The sequence below is a fragment of the Rhabdaerophilum sp. SD176 genome, from assembly GCF_030143245.1.
Lineage (GTDB): Bacteria > Pseudomonadota > Alphaproteobacteria > Rhizobiales > Beijerinckiaceae > Rhabdaerophilum.
Genome location: NZ_JARJNS010000005.1, coordinates 364,626 through 384,924, shown reverse-complemented (window position 1 = coordinate 384,924; position 20,299 = coordinate 364,626). Strand labels below are relative to the sequence as shown.

Here is a 20,299-nt window from a genome sequence, read left to right as displayed (position 1 = left end):
ATAAAGAAAATTCATCTCTTTTGCTCAGAATTTCAGGAGGAAATTCCGGTCGAGCCAAAACCGCCGTGCCCTCGCGCGGTCGCCTCCACCTCGCCCGTCGTCGCGAGGCGGGCCTGCAGGACCGGCGCGACCACGCATTGGGCAACGCGCTCGCCTCGCGTGAAGGACCAGGGCTCCTGACCGAGATTGATGAGCAGCACCTTCACTTCGCCGCGGTAATCGGAATCAATCGTGCCCGGCGCATTCGCCACGGTCACACCGTGCTTGAAAGCGAGGCCGGAGCGCGGGCGGATCTGGGCCTCGAACCCCTCCGGCAGGGCGAAGATGAGCCCGGTGGGCACGAGCAGGCGCTGACCCGGCGCGAGCCGCCAGACCTCGTTCTCGGGAATGGCCGCCGCAAGGTCGAAGCCGGCCGCCCCGGCCGTCTGGTAGGCCGGAACCGGCAGACCTTCGGCATGCGGAAGGCGCTGGATCGGAAGGGTGACGCTCATGTTTCGCCCCCCAAAAGGGCTGCGAAGCGCTGCATCAGCACGGCTGCGACTTCGGCCTTCGCCATCTCGGGCAATGTGGTAACGCCGGCAGCGTCGATGATGTGGACGATGTTGCGATCGCCACCCATGACGCCGCTGGCCGGCGAGACATCATTGGCGACGATAATATCGCAGCCTTTCCGGAGGCGCTTGGCCGTGGCATGGCCGATGACATTCTCGGTTTCCGCGGCAAAACCGATCACCAGCCCGGGGCGCCGGGTCAAATGGCGGGCGATCCGGGCGAGGATATCGGGGTTTTCCATCAGGCGGAGCGGCGGAATGGCGTTGCCGTCCTTCTTGAGCTTCTGCCCGGCCTCGTCCTCGACACGCCAATCGGCGACGGCAGCGGCGAAAATAGCGAGATCAGCAGGCAGGGCCTGCTCGACGGCGCGGTCCATTTCGCGCGCGGTCTCGACGCGGATGACGGTGATGCCGGGCGGATCAGGCAGCGTCACGGGCCCGGAGACGAGCGTCACCCGGGCGCCAAGGGCCCGCGCGGCCTCGGCCAGCGCATAACCCTGCTTGCCAGAGGAACGGTTGGCGATGTAGCGCACCGGGTCGATCGGCTCATGCGTCGGCCCGGCGGTAACCAGCACATGGCGCCCCGAAAGCGGCCCGGAGGCGGGCGCCGGGGCCTGCCATTCCGGCATGGGAATCACGGTCGGCCCGGCAAGCGCCGCCACGATGGCCTCGAGGATCGCAGCCGGTTCGGCCATCCTTCCCGGGCCGAACTCGCCGCAGGCCATCTCGCCGGCATCCGGGCCGACAAGGCGCACGCCATCCTGCTTCAGGGCGGCAAGGTTGCGCTGCGTTGCCGGATGCAGCCACATCCGGACATTCATGGCGGGCGCCATCAGGATCCGTTTGTCTGTTGCGAGCAGGGCCGTCGAGGCAAGGTCATTGGCAAGGCCATTGGCAGCCTTGGCCATCAGATCCGCCGTTGCCGGGGCCACCACGACGAGATCGGCCGAGCGGGACAGCTCGATGTGTCCCATCTCGACCTCGTCGGTCAGGGAGAAGAGATCTTCCTGAACCTTGTTGCCCGTCAGGCTCGCCAGTGTGAGCGGCGTGACGAACTGGCTGCCCGCCCGGGTGAGGATGACCCGGACATCGCCGCCAGCCTTCCGGATCAGCCGGACAAGCTCCGCACTCTTGTAGGCGGCGATGCCCCCCCCGATCACCAGCAGGATCGAACGTCCTTGAAGCACGGGTTGAGCCATGGTTCGCCCCCTCAGGTCTTCACTGCCAGGATGGCCAGCGCGAGGGCGATGGCCCAGAGCGCCAAGGTGATTGCGGAAAGACTACCAGCCCGCTGGCCGGCCGGCGCGACTTCCGGTCGATGGCCTTTCTCGAAGGCCGCAAGCGCGGCATCCGTCCGGGTGACCAGATCAGGAAGGCGACCGGCCGCCCGCACGAGATCCCTCGCATCCCGACCGATATCCTCGATCCTGCCGATTGGCCCGAGATTGCGCTCGATCCATTCCCGGATTACCGGCTCGGCAACCTTCCACATATCGAATTGCGGGTCGAGATTGCGCGCGACCCCCTCGACCACCACCATGGTCTTCTGGAGCAGGACAAGTTCCGTCCGGGTCGCCATGTCGAACAGGGCGGTAATCTCGAAAAGCAGGCCGAGAAGCTGGGCCATCGAGATCTCGGCGGCGTTGCGGCCATGGATCTTCTCGCCGACCGCGCGCAGGGCCTGGGCGAAATCCTCGACGGAATGGCGCTTGGGCACATAGCCGGCCTCGAAATGCACCTCGGCGATCCGGCGATAGTCGCGGGTGATGAAGCCGAACAGGATCTCGGCGAGAAAGCGCCGTTCGGGCGGGCCGAGGCGACTCATGATGCCGAGATCGACCGCCACGAGCTGGCCGGACGGCATGACGAAGAGGTTGCCGGGATGCATGTCCGCATGGAAGAAGCCATCGCGCAGGGCATGGCGGAGGAAGCTTTGCAGGGCCGTGCGGGCCAGGGCCACCCGGTCGATCCCGGCCGCTTCGATGCTGGCAAGATCGTTGAGCTTGATGCCCTCGATCCATTCCATCGTCAGGCATTCGCGGGCGGTGCGTTCCCAATCGACCACAGGCACGCGGAAATCCGGATCCATGGCGACATTCTCGCCCATTTCCGACAGGGCCGCGGCCTCGAAACGGAGATCCATTTCCAGCAGGACCGTGCGTTCAAGGGTCTCCACCACTTCGACCGGTTTGAGGCGGCGCGCGGAGACCACGAAATACTCGATCAGTCCGGCCACGAATTTCTGCGCAGCGATATCGCGGTTGAAGACCCTGTCGATGCCCGGCCGGCGCACCTTGACCGCGAAAGGCCGGCGCGCGCCATCCATCTCGACAATGGCCTTGTGGACCTGCGCGATCGAAGCGGCCGCGACAACCGGCCCGAATTCAACGAACTGGCTATCAAGAGGCTTGCCGAGGGCCATTGCGACGCGGCGTTCAGCCACATCCTGCGGGAAAGCGGGCATCCGGTCCTGCAAGGCCTCGAGATCCCGCGCCAGCGCAAAACCGACAAGGTCCGGCCTGGTCGCCAGGAACTGGCCGAGCTTCACATAGGACGGGCCGAGCCGCGTCAGCGCGGCGACAATGCGGGTGCCGCGATCGCCGGCATCCCGCCGGGCCAGTGCCCCGAGAAGCCAGAGCAGGGGATGGAGGACCGCCGGCACCTGCCGCTTGGGCACAAGCGCGAAGACGCCTTCGCGCATCAGCACATAGCCGACATGGATCAGGTGCAGGGAATGGCGCAGGGCGGCGAACAAGGGCGCCTCAGATCTTCCAGCCGGAATGAATATTGGCGATGCCGCCAGTCAGCGTCCGGCAGGTCACGCGGGAAAAGCCCGCCTCACGGATCATTTCGGAGAAGAGATCCGGCGGCGGGAACTTGCGGATCGATTCCACAAGGTAACGGTAGGGCTCGCCATCGCCGGTGACCATCTTGCCGAGCGGCGGAATGACGTTGAACGAATAGGCGTCATAGATGCGATCGAGAACGGGCGTTTCCACCGGCGCGAATTCCAGCACGAGGAAGCGGCCGCCGCGCTTGAGCACGCGGAAGGCTTCGGACAGGGCCAGCGGAATCCGCGGCACATTCCGGATGCCGAAGGCGATCGTGTAGCCATCATAGGTCCGGTCCTCGAAAGCGAGGGCCTCGGCGTTGCACTCGATGAACCTCACCTGCCCGTCGAGCCCCCGGGCGCGGGCCCGGTCCTCGCCCACGCCGAGCATGGACGCATTGATATCGACCACATCGACCCGCGTCTGCGGGCTGCCGGCCTCGACGATGCGGAAGGCGACATCACCGGTCCCGCCCGCAACATCGATATGGCGGAACGGCCCCTGCCGGGGCGGGCGCAGCATGGTGACGAGAATGTCCTTCCAGAGCCGGTGCAGGCCCATGCTCATCAGGTCGTTCATCAGGTCATAGCGCGAGGCGACCTTGTGAAAGACATCATCCACCCGGGCCTGCTTTTCCGCGAGCGGAACATCCTCGAACCCGAAATGTGTTGTCTCGGCCATTACCATCCTGCCCCGAACAAGGCGGGCCGGGATGCCCGCGTCATTTCCATAGCGAAGCTTTCCGCGTCGCGCTATGGCGAGACCGTCGCAATTCGTCCTGGCCATCGTCGAGGTCCGCCGTGCCCGAGCTTCCCGAGGTCGAAACCGTCCGGCGCGGGCTGGCCCCGCATCTCGACGGGGCCCTGATCGAAACCCTGGTCCTGAACCGCGCCGACCTGCGCTTTCCCTTCCCGTCCGATCTCGTGCAACGGGTCAGCGGGCGCCGTGTGCTGACCTTGGGGCGGCGCGCCAAATACCTGCTGATCCCGCTCAATTCCGGCGAGACTCTGATCCTCCATCTTGGGATGAGCGGGCGGATGATCGTGGAGCGTGGCGGCGAAGCCGATGCGACGGCAGAATTCCATCATGATGTGCCCCGCCTGAAGCAACATGACCATGTGATCTTCCGGCTGGAAGGCGGGACACAGGTTGTCTTCAACGATCCGCGGCGCTTCGGCAGCCTCGATCTCCAGCCCAACGACCGGTTGGAGGAAACGCCTTCGCTGGCGGCGCTCGGGCTCGAGCCGCTCGGCAATGCGCTCAACCGCGATGCGCTTGCTGGCCTTCTCGCGGGGCGGCGCACACCGATGAAGGCCGCCCTGCTCGACCAGCGGCTGATTGCAGGGCTGGGCAATATCTATGTGTGCGAGGCGCTTCACCGGTCACGGATCGCACCGACCCGCCCGGCCGGAAGCCTGGCGGGCCGCGAAGTCGATGCGCTTGTGATCGCGATCCGCGACGTTCTCGCGGAGGCGATCGAAGCCGGCGGCTCCACCTTGCGGGATTTCCGCCACGAGGACGGCTCGCTCGGCTATTTCCAGCATGCGTTCCGCGTCTATGACCGCGAGGGCGAACCCTGCCCGACACCGGGCTGCCGGGGCCTTGTGCGGCGGTTGGTGCAATCCGGCCGGTCCACTTTCCATTGCCTCGAATGCCAACGATAACGGAACCAGGGCGGCAGAAAGTTGCGGCCGGGGCTGGACCCTCGCGTCGCCCATGTGACAGACAAGGCTGGGCTGCGCCGTCACGGTGCCGGCCTCCAGGATATCAGACCTCCCGCATGTGAGGGGAAGACCCATGACCGAACTTCCGACCTATGAAACCCTTCTCGTCGAACGCCATGGCCGCGTGGGCCTCATCCGGTTCAACCGTCCGCAGGCGCTGAACGCCCTGAACCGGCAGGTCATGATGGACCTGCTCGATATCCTGGCGCGCTTCGATGCGGATGCCGGAATTGGCTGCATGGTACTGACCGGCTCGGAAAAGGCCTTCGCCGCCGGCGCCGATATCAAGGAGATGGCGGATCTCACCTATCCCGACAGCTACCTGCAGGATTTCGGCAGCGGCTGGGATGCGATCACGCGGATCCGCAAGCCGATCATCGCGGCGGTTTCCGGCTTCGCCCTGGGCGGAGGCTGCGAGATCGCGATGCTCTGTGACATGATCATCGCGGCCGAGAATGCCAAATTCGGCCAGCCCGAGATCAAGCTCGGCGTCATGCCGGGCTGGGGCGGGAGCCAGCGCCTGACACGCGCCGTCGGCAAGGCCAAGGCCATGGACCTGTGCCTGACCGGCCGCATGATGGACGTGCACGAGGCGGAGCGTTCCGGCATGATCGCGCGGATCGTGCCTGTCGACAAACTTGTCGAGGAGGCCCTCGCGGCAGCCACCACCATCGCCGATTTTGCCCCCGAGGTGACCATGATCACCAAGGAATCGATCAACCGCGCCTTCGAGACCACGCTGAGCGAGGGCGTCCGCTTCGAACGCAGGACCTTCCAGGCCCTGTTTGCCACCAAGGCCCAGAAGGAAGGCATGGCGGCCTTCATCGAGAAGCGGAAGCCGAATTTTCACGGCTGAGGCAGGCGCAGCGGGATGCCAGGCACGTTCATGGGGTTTGATCTCGGCGTCTCGGCCCTTGCGGCACTTGGCCTTGTGCTCGCTGCCTTCGTCGCCGGCTTCGTCGATGCGATCGCCGGCGGCGGCGGGCTGATTACGGTCCCGGCGCTGCTTCTGGCCGGCGTGCCACCGGTGGGTGCTATTGCCACGAACAAGCTCCAGGGCACATTCGGCGTCGCCTCCTCTGCCCTGTCCTTCTACCGGGCCGGGCGGATCGACCGGGCGCTTGTCCTGCCGCTGTTTGGCGCAGCCTTCGGCGGGGGCATTGTCGGGGCGTTGATCGCCCATCTGGCGCCGACCGGCTTCCTGCGGCTCGTCATCCCCTTCCTGCTGGTCGCAATCGCCCTCTATGTGGCGATGTCGCCGAAGCTCGGGGATGCCGAGGCGCGGCCCCGGCTGAGCCTCGCCACCTTCACCGGCACGGTCGGGGTGGGGATCGGCATCTATGACGGGGTGTTCGGCCCGGGTGCGGGGACTTTCTACCTGATCGGCCTGATCCTCCTCTGTGGCTTCGGCATGATGCGGGCTGTTGCCCATACCAAGATGATGAACCTCGCCTCCAATCTCGGCGCGCTTATCTTCTTCCTGCTGGCCGGCCATATCCTGATCGCGGTCGGACTGATGATGGGCGCCGCCTCGGCGACGGGCGCATGGCTTGGCGTGCGGGCCAGCCTGCGCTTCGGGCCGCGTCTTGTCCGCCCGCTGGTGGTGATTGTCGCCTTGGCCATGGCGCTGCGGCTGATGCTCGACACCAGCCACCCGGTCGGCGCGTGGCTTCGGGGTCTTGGCAGCTAGGACGCGTCCTCATCAGCCTGAGCGTCAGGGAATCGTTTTTTCGTTGACCCCGCGCGCGGAAGATGGCATGGAGCCGCTCTCGCGCCGAGTTTCCGGCGCGCTTTCATTTCAACATGCCGGCCGGCTGACGGAATGTCGTCATCCTTCCGGTATGAAACAGGATCGGGTGGTCCGGCACATACAGATGTGTCCAGGCCAGCCTGGAACGGGTCAACGGGTCGGAGTCCTTTAAGTCGATGGCGAATACCAAATCAGCCAAGAAGGCCGCGCGGCAAACCCTGCGCCGGACGGAAGTCAACAAGGCGCGCCGCAGCCGCATGCGGACCTCGATCCGCTATGTCGAGGAAGCGATTGCGAAGGGCGACGTGACCGCCGCGCTCGCCGCCATGAAAAAGGCCGAGCCCGAGCTCGCCAAGGCCGCCCAGAACGGGATCGTTCACAAGAACATGGCGGCCCGCAAGGTGTCGCGCCTGGTCCGCCAGATCCGGTCGCTGCCGGCCTGACGCCAACCCCTTTCGAGAGCTTCTGGACGCGCCGGATTCCGGCGCGTTTTTTTATGCCCCGAACGGACGTCCCGTTCCGATAAATGTTCCCGGAATGCCACAAAGGGGCTTGACTCCTGATTTATCAAGGATGCGTGGAGCGCGCATCTGGGCACTCAGGGGCGCGCAGAATTTCATTATAATTTTCATAAACTTAACTCATAAGACCCCGATTTGGTGGTTTTTATCACGCTGGCTATGGGCCCGTGAAAACACCATCTGTGAAACATTCCACGGGCGTAACGTTTTTATCTGGAAATCATCCACAACTCGATTCAAACGCCCGAATCAACGACTTACTTTTGGCCACCCGAGAGCGCCCTTCCCCGATGCGAATCGACCGGCCACCCCCCTGCCGGCAGCGCCCGGAAATGCGCTATTGCACGGCGCCCGGAAGGCAGATTAAGACTTTGTTTACCGACTGACGGGGCGGGCAATAAAGGGGCTGCCTTTTCGGGGCAATCACGGCGCAAAGGGGGGCAAAGTGATTTCCAATTATGTTGTAATCGAAAACGTTACTCGCCATGCGTGTTTAATGGGTTTCACCTGACCCATCCGGATTTGTTCTGAATCCGTCAGACATACGACATTCAAACACTACGAATGACTTTGCTGAAACATACCGTTTCGGCAGGGCGTCTTCGTATTCCAAGTACAGACTTTGAGAGCGATCATGCTGAAGACACCTGAAACCCAGGCCACCGAGAACCGACTCGATCATGAGATCACGGGCTTGGCTGCGGCAGACATGGCCGGAGCCGCCCTTGTCTGGGACCGTGTACAGCGCCGGCTGCGGGCGGAGCTCGGAGAGGATGTGTATACGAGCTGGTTCAAGTGCCTCGAGCTTGTCCAGGTCCAGAACGACACCGTTATCCTGTCGGTTCCGACGAAGTTCCTCAGGAACTGGATCCAGCAGCATTTCATCGAGAAGATCATGGCGCATTTCCAGAAGGAGGATGCGCGGCTTTCCAGGGTCTCGATCGTGATGCGGTCGGCCAGCCTGCGCACCGCGCCGAGGCCGGAAGCGCCCAAGGCGGCGGAGCAGGCCCGCAAGTTCTCGTCCCAGGAGGCTCCGGCTGCCCTGCGCCCGATGGGCGAAGGTGCGATCAAGCCGATCGAGACAAGGGTTCAGGAAGGCCATGAGGGCGATCTCCAGGTCGGATCGCCGCTCGACAAGCGGCTTGTGCTGGGCGCGTTCCAGGTCGGGCGTTCGAATGTGATGGCCCATGCCGCTGCCATGCAGATCGTGCAGGCCAAGACAGGCGAGATGCCGGTCTTCAACCCGCTCTACGTCCATGCCAGCGTGGGCCTCGGCAAGACGCACCTGCTCCAGGGTGCCGCCCAGGCCATCGAAAGCTCCGGCCGGCGCGTGCTGTATCTGACGGCCGAGCGCTTCATGTACGGTTTCGTGGCCTCGCTGAAGGCGCAGACGGCCATTGCCTTCAAGGACACCTTGCGTGGAATTGACGTGCTTATCATCGACGATGCCCAGTTCCTGCAGGGCCCCAAGAGCCAGCAGGAATTCTGCCACACGCTCAATGCACTGATCGATGCCGGGAAGCAGGTCGTCGTGGCGGCAGACCGGGCGCCCTCCGACCTCGAAGGTATCGAGGAGCGCGTGCAATCGCGTCTCGCCGGCGGGCTCGTGGTCGAGATCGGCGCGCTGGACGACGCCTTGCGGGTGAAAATCCTCGAAAGCCGGATCCAGATCGCCAAGGCGCATCTGCCAGGCTTCGACGTGCCGCCGGATGTCATCCAGCATGTGGCGCGGGCGATCACGACCAATGGCCGTGACCTTGAAGGAGCCGTGAACCGCCTGCTCGCCCATTCGACACTCACCGGGGGTTCCCTCGACATCGCCGCCGCCGACGAGGCGATCCGGGATCTCGTGCGGCACCGGGAGCCGCGGCGCGTCAAGATCGAAGACATCCAGCGGCTGGTGGCGAACCATTACAATGTCAGCCGGGCCGACATTCTCTCGTCGCGCCGCACAGCCACGGTGGTCCGGCCACGGCAGATCGCAATGTATCTCGCCAAGTCGCTGACATTGCGTTCGCTGCCGGAAATCGGCCGGCGCTTCGGCGGCCGGGATCACACCACCGTGCTCCATGCTGTCCGCAAGATCGAGGGTATGGTGACGACCGACCAGGAACTGGCCGGCGAGATCGATCATCTCAAGCGCATGCTGCAGGAATGACGCTCGGCCCTCCACGGCGCTGAAAATCCTGTCGATCATCCCGCGGCCATTGCGCAAAATCACGCGGGCACCCTTGCGCTTTGGCGGGTGACGCGCCATCGTTTCCGGAACCTGTCTTGGAAGGATGCGCGTCAACCGTCTCGTTCCGAGGCGGTTTTTAGTCGGTAACGGGACGGAAGCGATACGATGAAGGTCACGGTGGAACAGGCCGCGCTGCTCAAGGCCCTCGGCCATGTGCATCGCGTTGTCGAGCGGCGGAATACCATTCCGATCCTCGCCAACGTTCTTTTGCGGGCCGAACAGCGGGAACTGCACCTCAAGGCGACCGATCTCGACATCGATATTGTCGAGACCATCCCGGCCGACGTGGAGCGCGCGGGAACGACAAGCGTTCCGGCGCATGTGCTCTATGATATCGTGCGCAAGCTTTCGGACGGGTCGCAGGTTTCGCTCGAGCAGGACGGGCAGTCGGGCCAGGTCGCGCTGCGCTCCGGCCGGTCGCGCTTCTCGCTGCAGACCTTGCCGGAAACCGATTTCCCGGATCTTGCGGCGGGCGAGATGAGCCACCGCTTCGACATGGCAGCGGGCGAGCTGCGCAAGCTGATCGAGAAGACGCAATTCGCGATCTCGACCGAGGAAACCCGCTATTATCTCAACGGGATCTATCTGCATGCCACGGAGGTGGGCGGGCAATCGATCCTGCGCGCTGTGGCCACGGATGGGCATCGCCTCGCCCTCTGCGATACGGCCGCGCCTGCGGGCTCACAGGGCATGCCGGGCGTGATCGTTCCGCGCAAGACCGTTAGCGAGCTGCAGAAGCTGCTCAGCGATGGCGAGGCGCAGATCGGGTTCGAGCTGTCGAGCGTGAAGATGCGCGTCACGGTCGGGCCGATCGTGCTGACCTCGAAGCTGATCGACGGCACCTTTCCGGATTATGCCCGCGTCATCCCGCAGCGGAACGATAAGTTCCTGACGGTCGAGCGCGATGAATTCGCCCGTTCGGTCGACCGTGTCTCGACCATCTCGTCCGAACGCGGGCGGGCGGTGAAGTTCTCGCTGGGCGACAGCAAACTCACGCTGTCGGTACACAACCCCGATGCCGGGCAGGCGATCGAGGAACTTTCCGTCGACTACGAGGCCTCGCCGCTCGAGATCGGGTTCAATGCCCGATACCTGCTGGATATTGTCGGCCAGCTCGAAGGCGATACGGCGCTGCTCAAACTGGCCGATCCAGGCTCGCCGACGCTGATCCAGGATCGTGAAGGCGCGGCCAGCCTCTATGTGCTGATGCCGATGCGCGTCTGACCATGGCGCCGTCCCTGCCGGAGCCGCGGATCCAGCGGCTGCGGCTGCAGGATTTCCGGTCCTATACCCGTCTCGATCTGCCGCTCGGCGCCTCCCTGACGGCTTTCTGCGGACCGAACGGGGCTGGCAAGACCAACCTGCTCGAGGCCATTTCGCTGCTTTCGCCCGGTCGCGGCCTTCGTCGCGCCACGCTGACCGCCCTCGCCCGGCGGAACGGTCCGGGCACCTTTTCCATTCTCGCCGATCTTGAAACCGGGACCGGTCCTCTCACGCTGGCGACCGGGCTCCTGCCCGGCGAGGCCGGACGCGAATGCCGGATCGACCGCGAGCCGGTCAGCTCAGCCATGCGCTTTCTCGACCATCTCAGCCTGCTCTGGCTCACCCCGGATCAGGACGGGTTGTTCCGCGGCCCGGCGGGGGATCGCCGTCGCTTTCTCGACAGGCTGGTCCTTGCGGTCGATTCTGCTCATGGCAGCCGCGTTTCCGCCTTCGAGAATGCCCTGCGCCACCGCAACCGGCTGCTCGAGGAGAGCGGCGGGCCGCGATGGCTGGACGCGATCGAACAGGAGATCGTCGAACTCGGTACCGCCGTTGCCGCGGCCCGCGCCGAGACGGTGGCCCGGCTCGGTGGGCTGGCCGAGCGCGATGCAGCGCTGATGGCGCCCTTTCCCTTCGCCCGCCTCTCGCTTGAGGGCGAACTGGAGCAACGCCTCGGGACCATGCCGGCCGGCACCGTCGAGGATTGGTATCGCGCGGCGCTCCGGGACGGGCGCGCCCGGGATCGTGCGGCCGGGCGAACGCTGATCGGCCCGCAGGCTTCCGATCTCGGCGTCCTGCACGGGCCCAAGGGCGAGCCGGCAGCAACCTGTTCGACGGGCGAACAGAAGGCGCTGCTGCTGGGGCTGGTTCTCGCACAGGCCCGCCTCATCGGACAGATGCGCGGGCACCCGCCGATGCTGCTCGTCGACGAGGTTGCCGCCCATCTCGATGCGGAGCGTCGCGCCGCCTTGTACCGGATCCTGCAGATGCTTGGCGGACAGGTTTTCCTGACCGGGACAGACCCTTTGCTGTTCGAGGCGCTTGGCGAAGGTGCAAGCCTGATGATGGTCGGAGACGGGCAGGTTGACATTGGCTGAAAGCGGGGAAGCTGCCCGAACGCGGATCGAACGGCGCCTTTCCGGCTGGGCGCACCGGCATTTGCCGGCGCCGGCCTATGAATTCCTGGCTTTCGGGCTGAAAATGGCCTGGGCGAGCCTCTATGCGGCGATCATGCTGGTGCTGATCCTCGCGACGAAGCTCCTCTGGCAGCCCGGCTGGAGCCTCGCCCGCTACGATTTCCTGACGCTGGCGGCTGTGACCACCCAGATGCTGCTTCTCGCCTTCCGGCTGGAAACGCCGCGCGAGGCGCTGGTGATCCTGATCTATCACCTTGTCGGGACAATCATGGAGATCTTCAAGCTGAAGATGGGCTCCTGGGCCTACCCGGAGCCGGGCGTGCTGAAACTGGGCGGGGTCCCGCTCTTCACCGGCTTCATGTATGCCTGCGTCGGCAGCTTCATGGTTCGGGCGATCCGCCTGTTCGACATGCGGTTCGAGCCGTATCCGCCCTTCTGGATGCCGGCGTTGCTGGCTGGCGCGATCTACGCGAATTTCTTCACGCATCACTATGTCGCCGATCTGCGTTACCTCCTGATGGCGGCGACGCTGGTCTTGTTCTGGCGGACGCGGATCCTTTACCGCCCCGGCCATATGGTGCTCTGGATGCCGTTGCCGCTGGCGGCCTTCCTGACCTCGCTGTTCCTCTGGGTCGCGGAGAATGTCGGCACGCTGACCGGCACCTGGCTCTATCCCGGCCAGAAAGGCTTCCAGCTCGTCAGCCTCGGCAAGCTGGGCTCGTGGTATCTTTTGCTGTATCTCAGCTTCGTGCTGGTGACGCTGGTCCACAGACCGCGCCCGCGTGACCCCATGCCGGAGCCCACCCCATGACCTTGTCCGCCTTCCTGCTCTTTGTCCCCGTCTATGCCCTTGCCGTGGCATCACCGGGCCCGGCGGTGGCCGCGATCGTGGCGCGGACGCTGGCCATGGGCTCTCGCGGGGCGCTGGCCTTCACGATGGGCCTTGTGGCAGGGGATCTCACCTGGTTCGCCGCCGCCACATTGGGCCTCGGGCTGCTGGCCCAGACCTACCAGCCTCTCTTCACTGCCGTGAAATATGCCGGCGCGCTCTATCTGATCTATGTGGCGATCAGCATCTGGCGGATGCCGGCGAAGCCGATGACCGATGCAGAACCGGCCGCAACCGGGAACAGCGGGTTCCGGGCCTTTCTCGGGGCCTTCCTGCTGACCCTCGGCAATCCGAAGACGATGGTATTCTTCCTCTCGATCATGCCGCTGGTCGTCTCGCCGGAGCAGATCACGCTGGTTACGGCGCTCGAGATCGCAGCAATCATTTTCGTGGTGCTGACAGCAATCTTCATGGGCTATGTGATCCTGGCGGCACGGGCACGGCGCCTGTTGCGCTCGACCGAGGCAATCCGCCGGATCAACCGGACGACCGCAGGCATCATGGCGGGAACGGCTATGGTGGTTGCCGCCCGCTGAGGTTCAGTTATGCACCTTATTCCGCCCTCATTTGCCGTCTATTTCGGCTTCTGCGCGTGTGCGCGCGCGTAGGACACGCTACATTCCGCCATTGATTCGACCACAATCTGGGATTTCCATGGACGATACGCCGAACGAGCAAAATGCCGGTGCCGAATACGGCGCGGATTCGATCAAGGTGCTCAAGGGCCTTGATGCCGTGCGCAAGCGGCCGGGCATGTATATCGGCGACACGGATGACGGCTCCGGCCTGCACCACATGGTGTACGAGGTGGTCGATAACGCGATCGACGAGGCTTTGGCTGGGCATGCCGATCTCGTGACCGTCACGCTGAATGCCGATGGCTCCTGCACCGTGCGCGACAATGGCCGCGGCATCCCCACGGATATCCACAAGGAGGAAGGCGTTTCGGCCGCCGAGGTCATCATGACCCAGCTCCATGCCGGCGGGAAATTCGACCAGAATTCCTACAAGGTCTCCGGCGGCCTGCACGGCGTCGGCGTCTCCGTCGTCAACGCGCTGTCGAAATGGCTGAGGCTGCGCGTCCACCGCGATGGCAAGATTCACGAGATGAGCTTCACCCATGGCGATGCCGATGCGCCGCTTGCGGTTGTGGGCAGCTACACGCCGGACCGGCAGCCCGGTCGCTTTGAAGGCCGCTCGGGGTCGGAAATCACATTCCTGCCTTCGACCGGGACCTTCACGATGGTCGAGTTCGACTATGCGACGCTCGAACACCGGTTGCGCGAACTCGCCTTCCTGAATTCGGGTGTGCGCATCATCTTCTCGGACAATCGCCATGCCGAGCCGAAAACGGTCGAGCTCTATTACGAGGGCGGCCTCGAGGCCTTCGCGCGGTATCTCGACAGGGCGAAAGCGCCGCTGCTCGCCCGCCCGATCCTCGTGAAGAAGGAACAGGATGGCATCACGGTGGAAGTGGCGCTGTGGTGGAACGACAGTTACCACGAAACAGTGCTCTGCTTCACGAACAACATCCCGCAGCGTGATGGCGGCACCCATCTCGCGGGTTTCCGGGGCGCGCTGACGCGCCAGATCACCAGCTATGCCGAATCCAGCGGGATCTCGAAGAAGGAAAAGGTGAGCCTGACCGGCGATGATTGCCGCGAAGGGCTGACCTGCGTCCTCTCGGTCAAGGTGCCCGATCCGAAATTCTCGTCGCAGACCAAGGACAAGCTGGTCTCCTCCGAGGTGCGGCCGGTGGTCGAGGGCGTGCTGAACCAGGCGCTGCAGCAATGGCTGGAGGAGAACCCCTCCGAAGCAAAGACCGTTGTTGGCAAGGTGGTCGAGGCGGCGGCGGCTCGCGAGGCGGCCCGAAAGGCGCGCGAATTGACCCGGCGCAAAGGCGCGCTCGACATTGCCTCGCTCCCCGGCAAGCTGGCGGATTGCCAGGAGCGGGACCCCTCGAAATGCGAATTGCTGCTGGTCGAGGGTGATTCGGCGGGCGGATCAGCGAAACAGGGGCGTGACCGGCTGTTCCAGGCGGTGCTGCCGCTGCGCGGCAAGATCCTGAACGTCGAGCGCGCGCGCTTCGACAAGATGCTCTCGAGCCAGGAAATCGGCACGCTGATCACTGCACTCGGTACCGGTATCGGGCGCGAGGAATTCAACGCAGACAAGCTGCGTTACCACAAGATCATCATCATGACCGACGCGGACGTGGACGGCTCCCATATCCGCACATTGCTGCTGACCTTCTTCTTCCGGCAGATGCCGGAACTGATCGAACGCGGCTATGTTTATATCGCGCAGCCACCGCTCTACAAGGCGACCCGGCAGAAGAGCGAGACCTACCTGAAGGACGAGCGCGCGCTCGAGGATTATCTGATCGGGGTCGGGCTGGACGGTTCGGTGCTGAAGCTCGGCAGCGGTGCCGAGATTGCCGGCGAGGATCTCCGCCGTGTGATCGACGAAGCCCGCCTCGTGCGGCAGGTCATGGGGGCGCTGCATTCGCGCTATGACCGCAAGGTGGTGGAACAGGCAGCGATTGCCGGTGCGTTGAACAGTGCCATCCTCGCCAATGCCGAGGCGGCGGAAACGGCTGCGGCCTATGTGGCCCGGCGGCTTGACGCGATTTCGGACGAGCTGGAACGCGGCTGGTCGGGCGCGGTAGAGAATGGCGGCTTCGTCTTCCGCCGGACCCTGCGCGGCGTGACCGAGGCGGCCGTGCTTGACGGTGGCCTGCTGGCTTCCGCCGAGGCGCGCAAGCTCGACGAGCGGGCCGCCTCGCTGCAGGAACATTATTCGAAACCGGCACGCTTTGTCCGCCGCAATGACGAGATGGCCGTCAGTGGCCCGCTGGCCCTGTTCGATGCCGTGGCGGGCCTTGCCCGGAAGGGGCTGTCGCTGCAGCGCTACAAGGGCCTTGGCGAGATGACGGCGCAGCAGCTCTGGGAAACGACGCTCGACCGGAATGTCCGCTCGCTCCTGCAGGTGAAGCTGAGGGACCTCGCGGAAGCCGAGGATATTTTCGTCCGCCTGATGGGCGATGTGGTGGAACCGCGCCGCGCCTTCATCCAGGACAACGCACTCAGCGTCACCAATCTCGACATTTGAGCCCGTTCCGGCGGGTCGGCCTCAATCCGGATTGACCCGCCCGCGCCCGGCCTTGATCTGGCTGCGGCCGGTTTTCGCGGCAAGGCGCCGCTCCTTCGAGGCGCGGGTCGGTTTGGTGGCGATCCGGTCACGCGGGGCCAGAACCGTACTCTCGACCAGTTCGGCGAGGCGCTTGAGCGCGTCGGTCCGGTTCATATCCTGCGTACGGAACCGCTCCGCCCGGAGAATCAGGATGCCCTCCTGCGTCATCCGGTCGCCCGCTTTCTGGCTCAGCCTGGCCTTGTGGTTGGCATGCAGGGCGCTGGCGGCAAGGTCGAAACGCAGCTCGACGGCTGTCGATACCTTGTTGACGTTCTGCCCGCCGGGACCGCCCGACCGGATGAAGCGCAGCTCGACGAGGCGTTCCGGAATGCGCCAGCCCGTTCCGTGCAGCAGGAATGGCCCGCCATCGGCTGTCATCCACGCCTCCATTAACCGAATTGCGACGTCCTCGCGCTAGAGAGGAGGAGGTGTGTATAGGCGAAGTCGTGGTCGGGGCGAAACCCCATGGCCCCGATCAGGAGTATGGCGTATGTCGATGGACCTGTTGGTGCTGCTGTTTCCGGCCGTGATGGCCTTCGCAGCCTTCAGTGACCTTTTCACCATGACCATCCCCAACCGGGTCTCGCTGCTGCTCATAGCGGCCTTTGTGGCTCTCGCCATCCTGACGGGCATGCCCCTCAAGACCTTCGGCCTTCATCTGGCGGCGGGCCTTGTCGTCCTGGCAATCACCTTCACCATGTTCGCCTTCGGCTGGATCGGCGGCGGCGACGCCAAGCTGGCCGCCGCGACCGGCATCTGGTGCGGGTTCGGCGTGCTGCTCGAATACCTTCTGATCGCCTCTGTTCTCGGCGGATTGTTGACGCTCGCCATCCTGTACTGGCGCGCCTATCACCTGCCGGGCTTCGCGCTCAGGGTGCACTGGATCTTCCGGCTGCATCACCACAAGACCGGCATTCCCTACGGCATCGCCCTCGCGGTGGCGGGGCTCATCGTCTATCCGCAAATGGCGATCTGGCAGCGGATTGCGGGCATCTGAGCCGCGTTAACGGACCGGAAAGCACGATTTTCAAGGTGCGATTAACCATACCTTGATGTTTCCCTGATGGAATGAGTCCCGAGGCGCGTGCTGCGCCGTGTGTAATGGGGACTCGAGTCATGAAACCCGCCCGCCTGATGATTGCCGGGGTTGCCGGTGTCGCCGGCCTCCTGGCGTTGCTGCTGTCCGGCCGCCAGCCGGCCACTGTCGACGTGACGGTGCCGACGGCACCGCCCGAGGAAAAGGCATTCACCGAGGTTCTCGTGGCCAAGCAGGACCTCCCGATGGGCACGGCACTCTCCGAGGAGCAGCTTGCCTGGGTGAAATGGCCGCAGGATCTGGCGGCGTCTGCCATGATCCAGCGTTCGGCCCGCCCGAAGGCGATGGAAGAGTTCAAGGGCGCGATCACGCGGGCTGCCTTCTTCTCCAACGAGCCGATCCGCGAGGAAAAAGTCATCAAGGGTAACGGCTCGGGCTTCCTCTCGGCCATCCTGCCCTCCGGCAAGCGCGCCGTGGCCATCTCGATCGACAGCCGGGGTGCCTCGAGCGCCGGCGGCTTCATCCTGCCCAATGACTTTGTCGACGTGATCGTCACCCGACGTGACCTTGACGCCTCGACCCGCGCCGGCACGGACATCTACCAGAGCGTGACCGTGCTTGGCGGGATCCGCGTCCTCGCGATCGGCCAGAATATCCAGGAAAAGAACGGCGAGCGCGTGGTGGTCGGCGAGACGGCAACGCTGGAACTCGAGCCGTCACAGGCCGAGCAGATCCAGCTGCACCAGCGCTCCGGCACACTGGCTCTGGCCCTGCGCAGCCTCGCCGATGCCAACAAGGAAGACGGTCCGCGCGCCAAGGGGCCGAGCAACTCGGTCACTGTCGTGCGCTTCGGCATTCCGCAGGAGGTATCCAACCGATGAACCGCCCCGCTTCCGAACCCGTCCGCCCTCCTACCGGTGCCTCGCCCATGATTTCCCGTCTGCGTTCCCTCCTGCTCGGTGCCTGCGCCGCGATGGCCGCCACCACGGCATTCGCCTCCCCGCCACCCAAGCATTTCGGCGGTGTGCCGTTTGAATCCATCCCGGTGCCGAGGATCCAGCCGAACGATCATGATCAGGTCATGGCGCGCCGGATCGACCTCTCGGTCGGCAAGTCGATCGTGATCGACCTGCCGCGCGATGCCGCGGAGGTCTTTGTGTCCGAGCCGAAAGTTGCCAATGCTGTTGTCCGGACGGCGCGGAAGGTCTTCATCATCGGGACCGGCCAGGGCACAACGAGTGTGTTCGTGACCGACAAGAACGGGGCGCAGATCGCCGCGCTCGATATCGGCGTGGCCAAGGAACTGGCCCGCGAATTGGCGATCCTGCGCGAAGTCATCAAGAAGGCGCTGCCGAAGGCCGATATCAAGGTCACCAGTGTCGGTGACAATTTTGTCCTTTCGGGCACGGTGGATTCCGCGCTCGAGGTGCAGAGCGCCATCGACATTGCCAACAACCTTGTCGGCCAGTCCGGCGGCTTCCTCGGCATTGGCGCGACCAGCGGCAAGGTCGTCAATGCGCTGCAGGTCCGCGGACGCGACCAGGTCATGCTCAAGGTGACGATTGCCGAAGTGCAGCGCTCGGTACTCAAGCAGCTGGGTATCAATCTTGATGGACAATGGAGTGTTGCCGACTCGTCCCTCAGGTTACTGACCGACAATCCGTTCAATATCCAGCGCGAGGGTCTGTTATCCGACACCGCTATCCAGGGCAACCTGAGTGGAAAAACCGGGACGCTGCGTGCTCTTGAACGCCAAGGCGTCCTTAGAACACTTGCAGAGCCAACGCTGACCGCCATTTCCGGGGAGTCAGCTAAGTTTCTTGCGGGAGGCGAGATGCCGGTGCCGCAAGCGGAAACCTGCACGGATGCCGATGTGCTTGGCCGTCGCTCCTGCACAATCACTCTTGTTTACAAGCCTGTAGGTGTAACGCTGAACTTTACCCCCGTCGTGATGAGCGAGAACCGGATATCGGTCCGGCTTGCCACGGAAGTGACGGAGGTTGACCCTGATAACTCCTACAAGCTGTCCAACTCTACGGTTCCGGGGTTCCGGACCCGCAAGGCTGAAACCACTGTTGAACTTCCCTCAGGTGGGGTTCTCGGCACTGCTGGGCTCATCCAGCAGGTCTCGCGGCAAGCAATCAACGGCCTGCCCGGACTGATGAACTTGCCGATCCTTGGCACGATGTTCCGCAGCCGCGACTACCAGCGCTTCGAGACCGAATTGCTGATCCTCGTGCAGCCGTTCATCGCCAAACCCAGCACGCCGGGGCAGATCGCCCGACCGGATGATGGCTTCGCCGAGGCGACGGACCCGTCGACTATCTTCATGGGCCGTCTGAACCGCACCTATGGCGCCACGGCCAAGACCCCGGCCGTCATCAGCAAATCCGGCCGCGTGGGCTTCATCCATGACTGAGCCCGCCCTGCCCCCGTCTGTTCCAGGAGTTCCCCCCATGCGCAGCCCCCGCCAAGCCCTCAATCTTGCGGTCCTCGGCGCCGCCGGACTGGTCCTCGCCGGTTGCTCGACCCTGCGCCCGACGCAGAAGGCTTTCGCGCCGGACGAGTATTCCGTGCGGCACCCGATCAAGATCGCGACCAGCCAGACCCATCTCGATGTCTTTGATACCGGCCGCCAGCTTGACCGGCGCCAGATCCAGGACCTGCAGGAATTCGGCCGCGATTATGCCCGGCATGGCCGGGGCCCGATCATCGCCGCCATTCCGAGCGGCGCAGGCGGGCATGCCATGATGGGAGCGATCCGTTCGGCGCTGTCGAGCGCCGGCGCGCATGCTCCGCTCCAGGTCACACCCTACCAGGCCGATGGCCGGCTTGGCGCCGCGCCGATCCGGCTGAGCTTCGCCAAGCTCCAGGCGCAGGTGGCGAGCCAGTGTGGCATGTGGCCGGACGACCTAGCCGGCGGCCGCGACCTCGATACCTGGCAGAACCGCCCCTATTACAATCTCGGCTGCTCCTATCAGTCGATGCTTGCCGCGCAGGTGTCGGATCCGATCGATCTCGTCCGGCCGCGGGCGGAGGGGCAGGTCGATACCGTCAAACGCACCAAGGACATCGAGGCCCTGCGCAAGGATCAGGACCCTTCCACGAACTGGCGGAAGGACGATGCCAAGGTCAAGGAAGCGCAGCAGTAAGCCGCGAAGCGAGTA

Annotated in this window: 19 protein-coding genes; 14 read left to right on the top strand and 5 right to left on the bottom strand. The window is 64.5% G+C overall.

Annotation, left to right across the window (positions count from 1 at the left end; all coding sequences use genetic code 11):
• Positions 1-32: 32 nt before the first annotated feature.
• Genes dut through ubiE form a run of 4 tightly spaced genes read right to left on the bottom strand, consistent with a single transcriptional unit; the run spans position 33 to position 4,069 of the window.
• On the bottom strand, positions 33-491 hold the full coding sequence (dut, locus tag P0652_RS14065) for a dUTP diphosphatase (RefSeq protein WP_284179453.1): 459 nt from the start codon (positions 489-491) through the stop codon (positions 33-35).
• A complete protein-coding gene (coaBC, locus tag P0652_RS14060) occupies positions 488-1,750 on the bottom strand; it encodes a bifunctional phosphopantothenoylcysteine decarboxylase/phosphopantothenate--cysteine ligase CoaBC (protein WP_284179452.1) in 1,263 nt (420 codons plus the stop codon). The genes dut and coaBC overlap by 4 nt, the downstream gene beginning before the upstream one ends.
• Positions 1,751-1,761: 11 nt before the next feature.
• Positions 1,762-3,306 (bottom strand): 2-polyprenylphenol 6-hydroxylase, encoded by a 1,545-nt coding sequence (gene ubiB, locus P0652_RS14055; protein WP_284179451.1) that lies wholly within the window; start codon positions 3,304-3,306, stop codon positions 1,762-1,764.
• Between the two features lie 7 nt (positions 3,307-3,313).
• Positions 3,314-4,069 carry a bifunctional demethylmenaquinone methyltransferase/2-methoxy-6-polyprenyl-1,4-benzoquinol methylase UbiE gene (gene ubiE / locus P0652_RS14050; RefSeq protein ID WP_284179561.1) on the bottom strand — a complete coding sequence of 252 codons (756 nt, stop codon included), beginning with the start codon at positions 4,067-4,069 and terminating at the stop codon, positions 3,314-3,316.
• A 113-nt stretch (positions 4,070-4,182) separates the two neighbouring features.
• Between ubiE and mutM the strand changes: the two genes are divergently transcribed.
• The 10 genes from mutM to gyrB all read left to right on the top strand — a co-directional run bounded on the left by mutM (position 4,183) and on the right by gyrB (position 16,015).
• Positions 4,183-5,046 carry a bifunctional DNA-formamidopyrimidine glycosylase/DNA-(apurinic or apyrimidinic site) lyase gene (mutM, locus tag P0652_RS14045; protein WP_284179450.1) on the top strand — a complete coding sequence of 288 codons (864 nt, stop codon included), beginning with the start codon at positions 4,183-4,185 and terminating at the stop codon, positions 5,044-5,046.
• Between the two features lie 133 nt (positions 5,047-5,179).
• Positions 5,180-5,962: an enoyl-CoA hydratase gene (locus P0652_RS14040; protein WP_284179449.1), complete on the top strand. Its 783-nt coding sequence runs from the start codon at positions 5,180-5,182 to the stop codon at positions 5,960-5,962.
• A gap of 15 nt (positions 5,963-5,977) precedes the next feature.
• On the top strand, positions 5,978-6,796 hold the full coding sequence (locus P0652_RS14035) for a TSUP family transporter (RefSeq protein WP_284179448.1): 819 nt from the start codon (positions 5,978-5,980) through the stop codon (positions 6,794-6,796).
• 236 nt (positions 6,797-7,032) lie between these two features.
• Positions 7,033-7,299 (top strand): 30S ribosomal protein S20, encoded by a 267-nt coding sequence (rpsT, locus tag P0652_RS14030; protein ID WP_284179447.1) that lies wholly within the window; start codon positions 7,033-7,035, stop codon positions 7,297-7,299.
• A gap of 787 nt (positions 7,300-8,086) precedes the next feature.
• Entirely contained in the window at positions 8,087-9,535 is a 1,449-nt protein-coding gene (gene dnaA / locus P0652_RS14025) for a chromosomal replication initiator protein DnaA (protein ID WP_284179560.1), read from the top strand.
• A 186-nt stretch (positions 9,536-9,721) separates the two neighbouring features.
• Entirely contained in the window at positions 9,722-10,840 is a 1,119-nt protein-coding gene (gene dnaN / locus P0652_RS14020) for a DNA polymerase III subunit beta (RefSeq protein ID WP_284179446.1), read from the top strand.
• A gap of 2 nt (positions 10,841-10,842) precedes the next feature.
• Complete coding sequence (gene recF, locus P0652_RS14015) at positions 10,843-11,976, top strand: DNA replication/repair protein RecF (protein ID WP_284179445.1); 1,134 nt, start codon at positions 10,843-10,845, stop codon at positions 11,974-11,976.
• Positions 11,963-12,826 (top strand): DUF817 domain-containing protein, encoded by an 864-nt coding sequence (locus P0652_RS14010; RefSeq protein ID WP_284179444.1) that lies wholly within the window; start codon positions 11,963-11,965, stop codon positions 12,824-12,826. The genes recF and P0652_RS14010 overlap by 14 nt, the downstream gene beginning before the upstream one ends.
• The gene (locus P0652_RS14005) at positions 12,823-13,440 is read left to right on the top strand and encodes a LysE family translocator (protein ID WP_284179443.1); all 618 of its coding nucleotides are present in this window, start codon (positions 12,823-12,825) and stop codon (positions 13,438-13,440) included. The genes P0652_RS14010 and P0652_RS14005 overlap by 4 nt, the downstream gene beginning before the upstream one ends.
• Positions 13,441-13,558: 118 nt before the next feature.
• Positions 13,559-16,015 (top strand): DNA topoisomerase (ATP-hydrolyzing) subunit B, encoded by a 2,457-nt coding sequence (gene gyrB / locus P0652_RS14000; protein WP_284179442.1) that lies wholly within the window; start codon positions 13,559-13,561, stop codon positions 16,013-16,015.
• A 21-nt stretch (positions 16,016-16,036) separates the two neighbouring features.
• Here the strand turns inward: gyrB and arfB are convergent, their stop codons facing one another.
• On the bottom strand, positions 16,037-16,474 hold the full coding sequence (gene arfB, locus P0652_RS13995) for an alternative ribosome rescue aminoacyl-tRNA hydrolase ArfB (RefSeq protein ID WP_284179441.1): 438 nt from the start codon (positions 16,472-16,474) through the stop codon (positions 16,037-16,039).
• A 112-nt stretch (positions 16,475-16,586) separates the two neighbouring features.
• On the opposite strand from arfB, the gene P0652_RS13990 reads away from it, so the two are divergent.
• The 4 genes from P0652_RS13990 to P0652_RS13975 all read left to right on the top strand — a co-directional run bounded on the left by P0652_RS13990 (position 16,587) and on the right by P0652_RS13975 (position 20,284).
• Positions 16,587-17,093 carry an A24 family peptidase gene (locus P0652_RS13990; RefSeq protein ID WP_284179440.1) on the top strand — a complete coding sequence of 169 codons (507 nt, stop codon included), beginning with the start codon at positions 16,587-16,589 and terminating at the stop codon, positions 17,091-17,093.
• A gap of 119 nt (positions 17,094-17,212) precedes the next feature.
• Positions 17,213-18,013 carry a Flp pilus assembly protein CpaB gene (gene cpaB / locus P0652_RS13985; protein WP_284179439.1) on the top strand — a complete coding sequence of 267 codons (801 nt, stop codon included), beginning with the start codon at positions 17,213-17,215 and terminating at the stop codon, positions 18,011-18,013.
• Entirely contained in the window at positions 18,010-19,551 is a 1,542-nt protein-coding gene (locus tag P0652_RS13980) for a type II and III secretion system protein family protein (RefSeq protein ID WP_284179438.1), read from the top strand. The genes cpaB and P0652_RS13980 overlap by 4 nt, the downstream gene beginning before the upstream one ends.
• 37 nt (positions 19,552-19,588) lie before the next feature.
• Positions 19,589-20,284 carry a CpaD family pilus assembly protein gene (locus tag P0652_RS13975; protein ID WP_284179437.1) on the top strand — a complete coding sequence of 232 codons (696 nt, stop codon included), beginning with the start codon at positions 19,589-19,591 and terminating at the stop codon, positions 20,282-20,284.
• Positions 20,285-20,299: the final 15 nt, after the last annotated feature.

What these genes read in the sequence shown, in the direction of transcription:
- P0652_RS13975 (WP_284179437.1), top strand. Translation starts at nt 19,589, where the DNA reads ATGCGCAGCCCCCGCCAAGCCCTCAATCTTGCGGTCCTCGGCGCCGCC.
- dut (WP_284179453.1), bottom strand. Translation starts at nt 491, where the DNA reads ATGAGCGTCACCCTTCCGATCCAGCGCCTTCCGCATGCCGAAGGTCTG.
- dnaN (WP_284179446.1), top strand. Translation starts at nt 9,722, where the DNA reads ATGAAGGTCACGGTGGAACAGGCCGCGCTGCTCAAGGCCCTCGGCCAT.
- P0652_RS13990 (WP_284179440.1), top strand. Translation starts at nt 16,587, where the DNA reads ATGTCGATGGACCTGTTGGTGCTGCTGTTTCCGGCCGTGATGGCCTTC.
- ubiE (WP_284179561.1), bottom strand. Translation starts at nt 4,069, where the DNA reads ATGGTAATGGCCGAGACAACACATTTCGGGTTCGAGGATGTTCCGCTC.
- P0652_RS14040 (WP_284179449.1), top strand. Translation starts at nt 5,180, where the DNA reads ATGACCGAACTTCCGACCTATGAAACCCTTCTCGTCGAACGCCATGGC.
- dnaA (WP_284179560.1), top strand. Translation starts at nt 8,087, where the DNA reads ATGGCCGGAGCCGCCCTTGTCTGGGACCGTGTACAGCGCCGGCTGCGG.
- coaBC (WP_284179452.1), bottom strand. Translation starts at nt 1,750, where the DNA reads ATGGCTCAACCCGTGCTTCAAGGACGTTCGATCCTGCTGGTGATCGGG.
- arfB (WP_284179441.1), bottom strand. Translation starts at nt 16,474, where the DNA reads ATGACAGCCGATGGCGGGCCATTCCTGCTGCACGGAACGGGCTGGCGC.
- rpsT (WP_284179447.1), top strand. Translation starts at nt 7,033, where the DNA reads ATGGCGAATACCAAATCAGCCAAGAAGGCCGCGCGGCAAACCCTGCGC.
- P0652_RS13980 (WP_284179438.1), top strand. Translation starts at nt 18,010, where the DNA reads ATGAACCGCCCCGCTTCCGAACCCGTCCGCCCTCCTACCGGTGCCTCG.
- recF (WP_284179445.1), top strand. Translation starts at nt 10,843, where the DNA reads ATGGCGCCGTCCCTGCCGGAGCCGCGGATCCAGCGGCTGCGGCTGCAG.
- cpaB (WP_284179439.1), top strand. Translation starts at nt 17,213, where the DNA reads ATGAAACCCGCCCGCCTGATGATTGCCGGGGTTGCCGGTGTCGCCGGC.
- P0652_RS14005 (WP_284179443.1), top strand. Translation starts at nt 12,823, where the DNA reads ATGACCTTGTCCGCCTTCCTGCTCTTTGTCCCCGTCTATGCCCTTGCC.
- gyrB (WP_284179442.1), top strand. Translation starts at nt 13,559, where the DNA reads ATGGACGATACGCCGAACGAGCAAAATGCCGGTGCCGAATACGGCGCG.
- P0652_RS14035 (WP_284179448.1), top strand. Translation starts at nt 5,978, where the DNA reads ATGCCAGGCACGTTCATGGGGTTTGATCTCGGCGTCTCGGCCCTTGCG.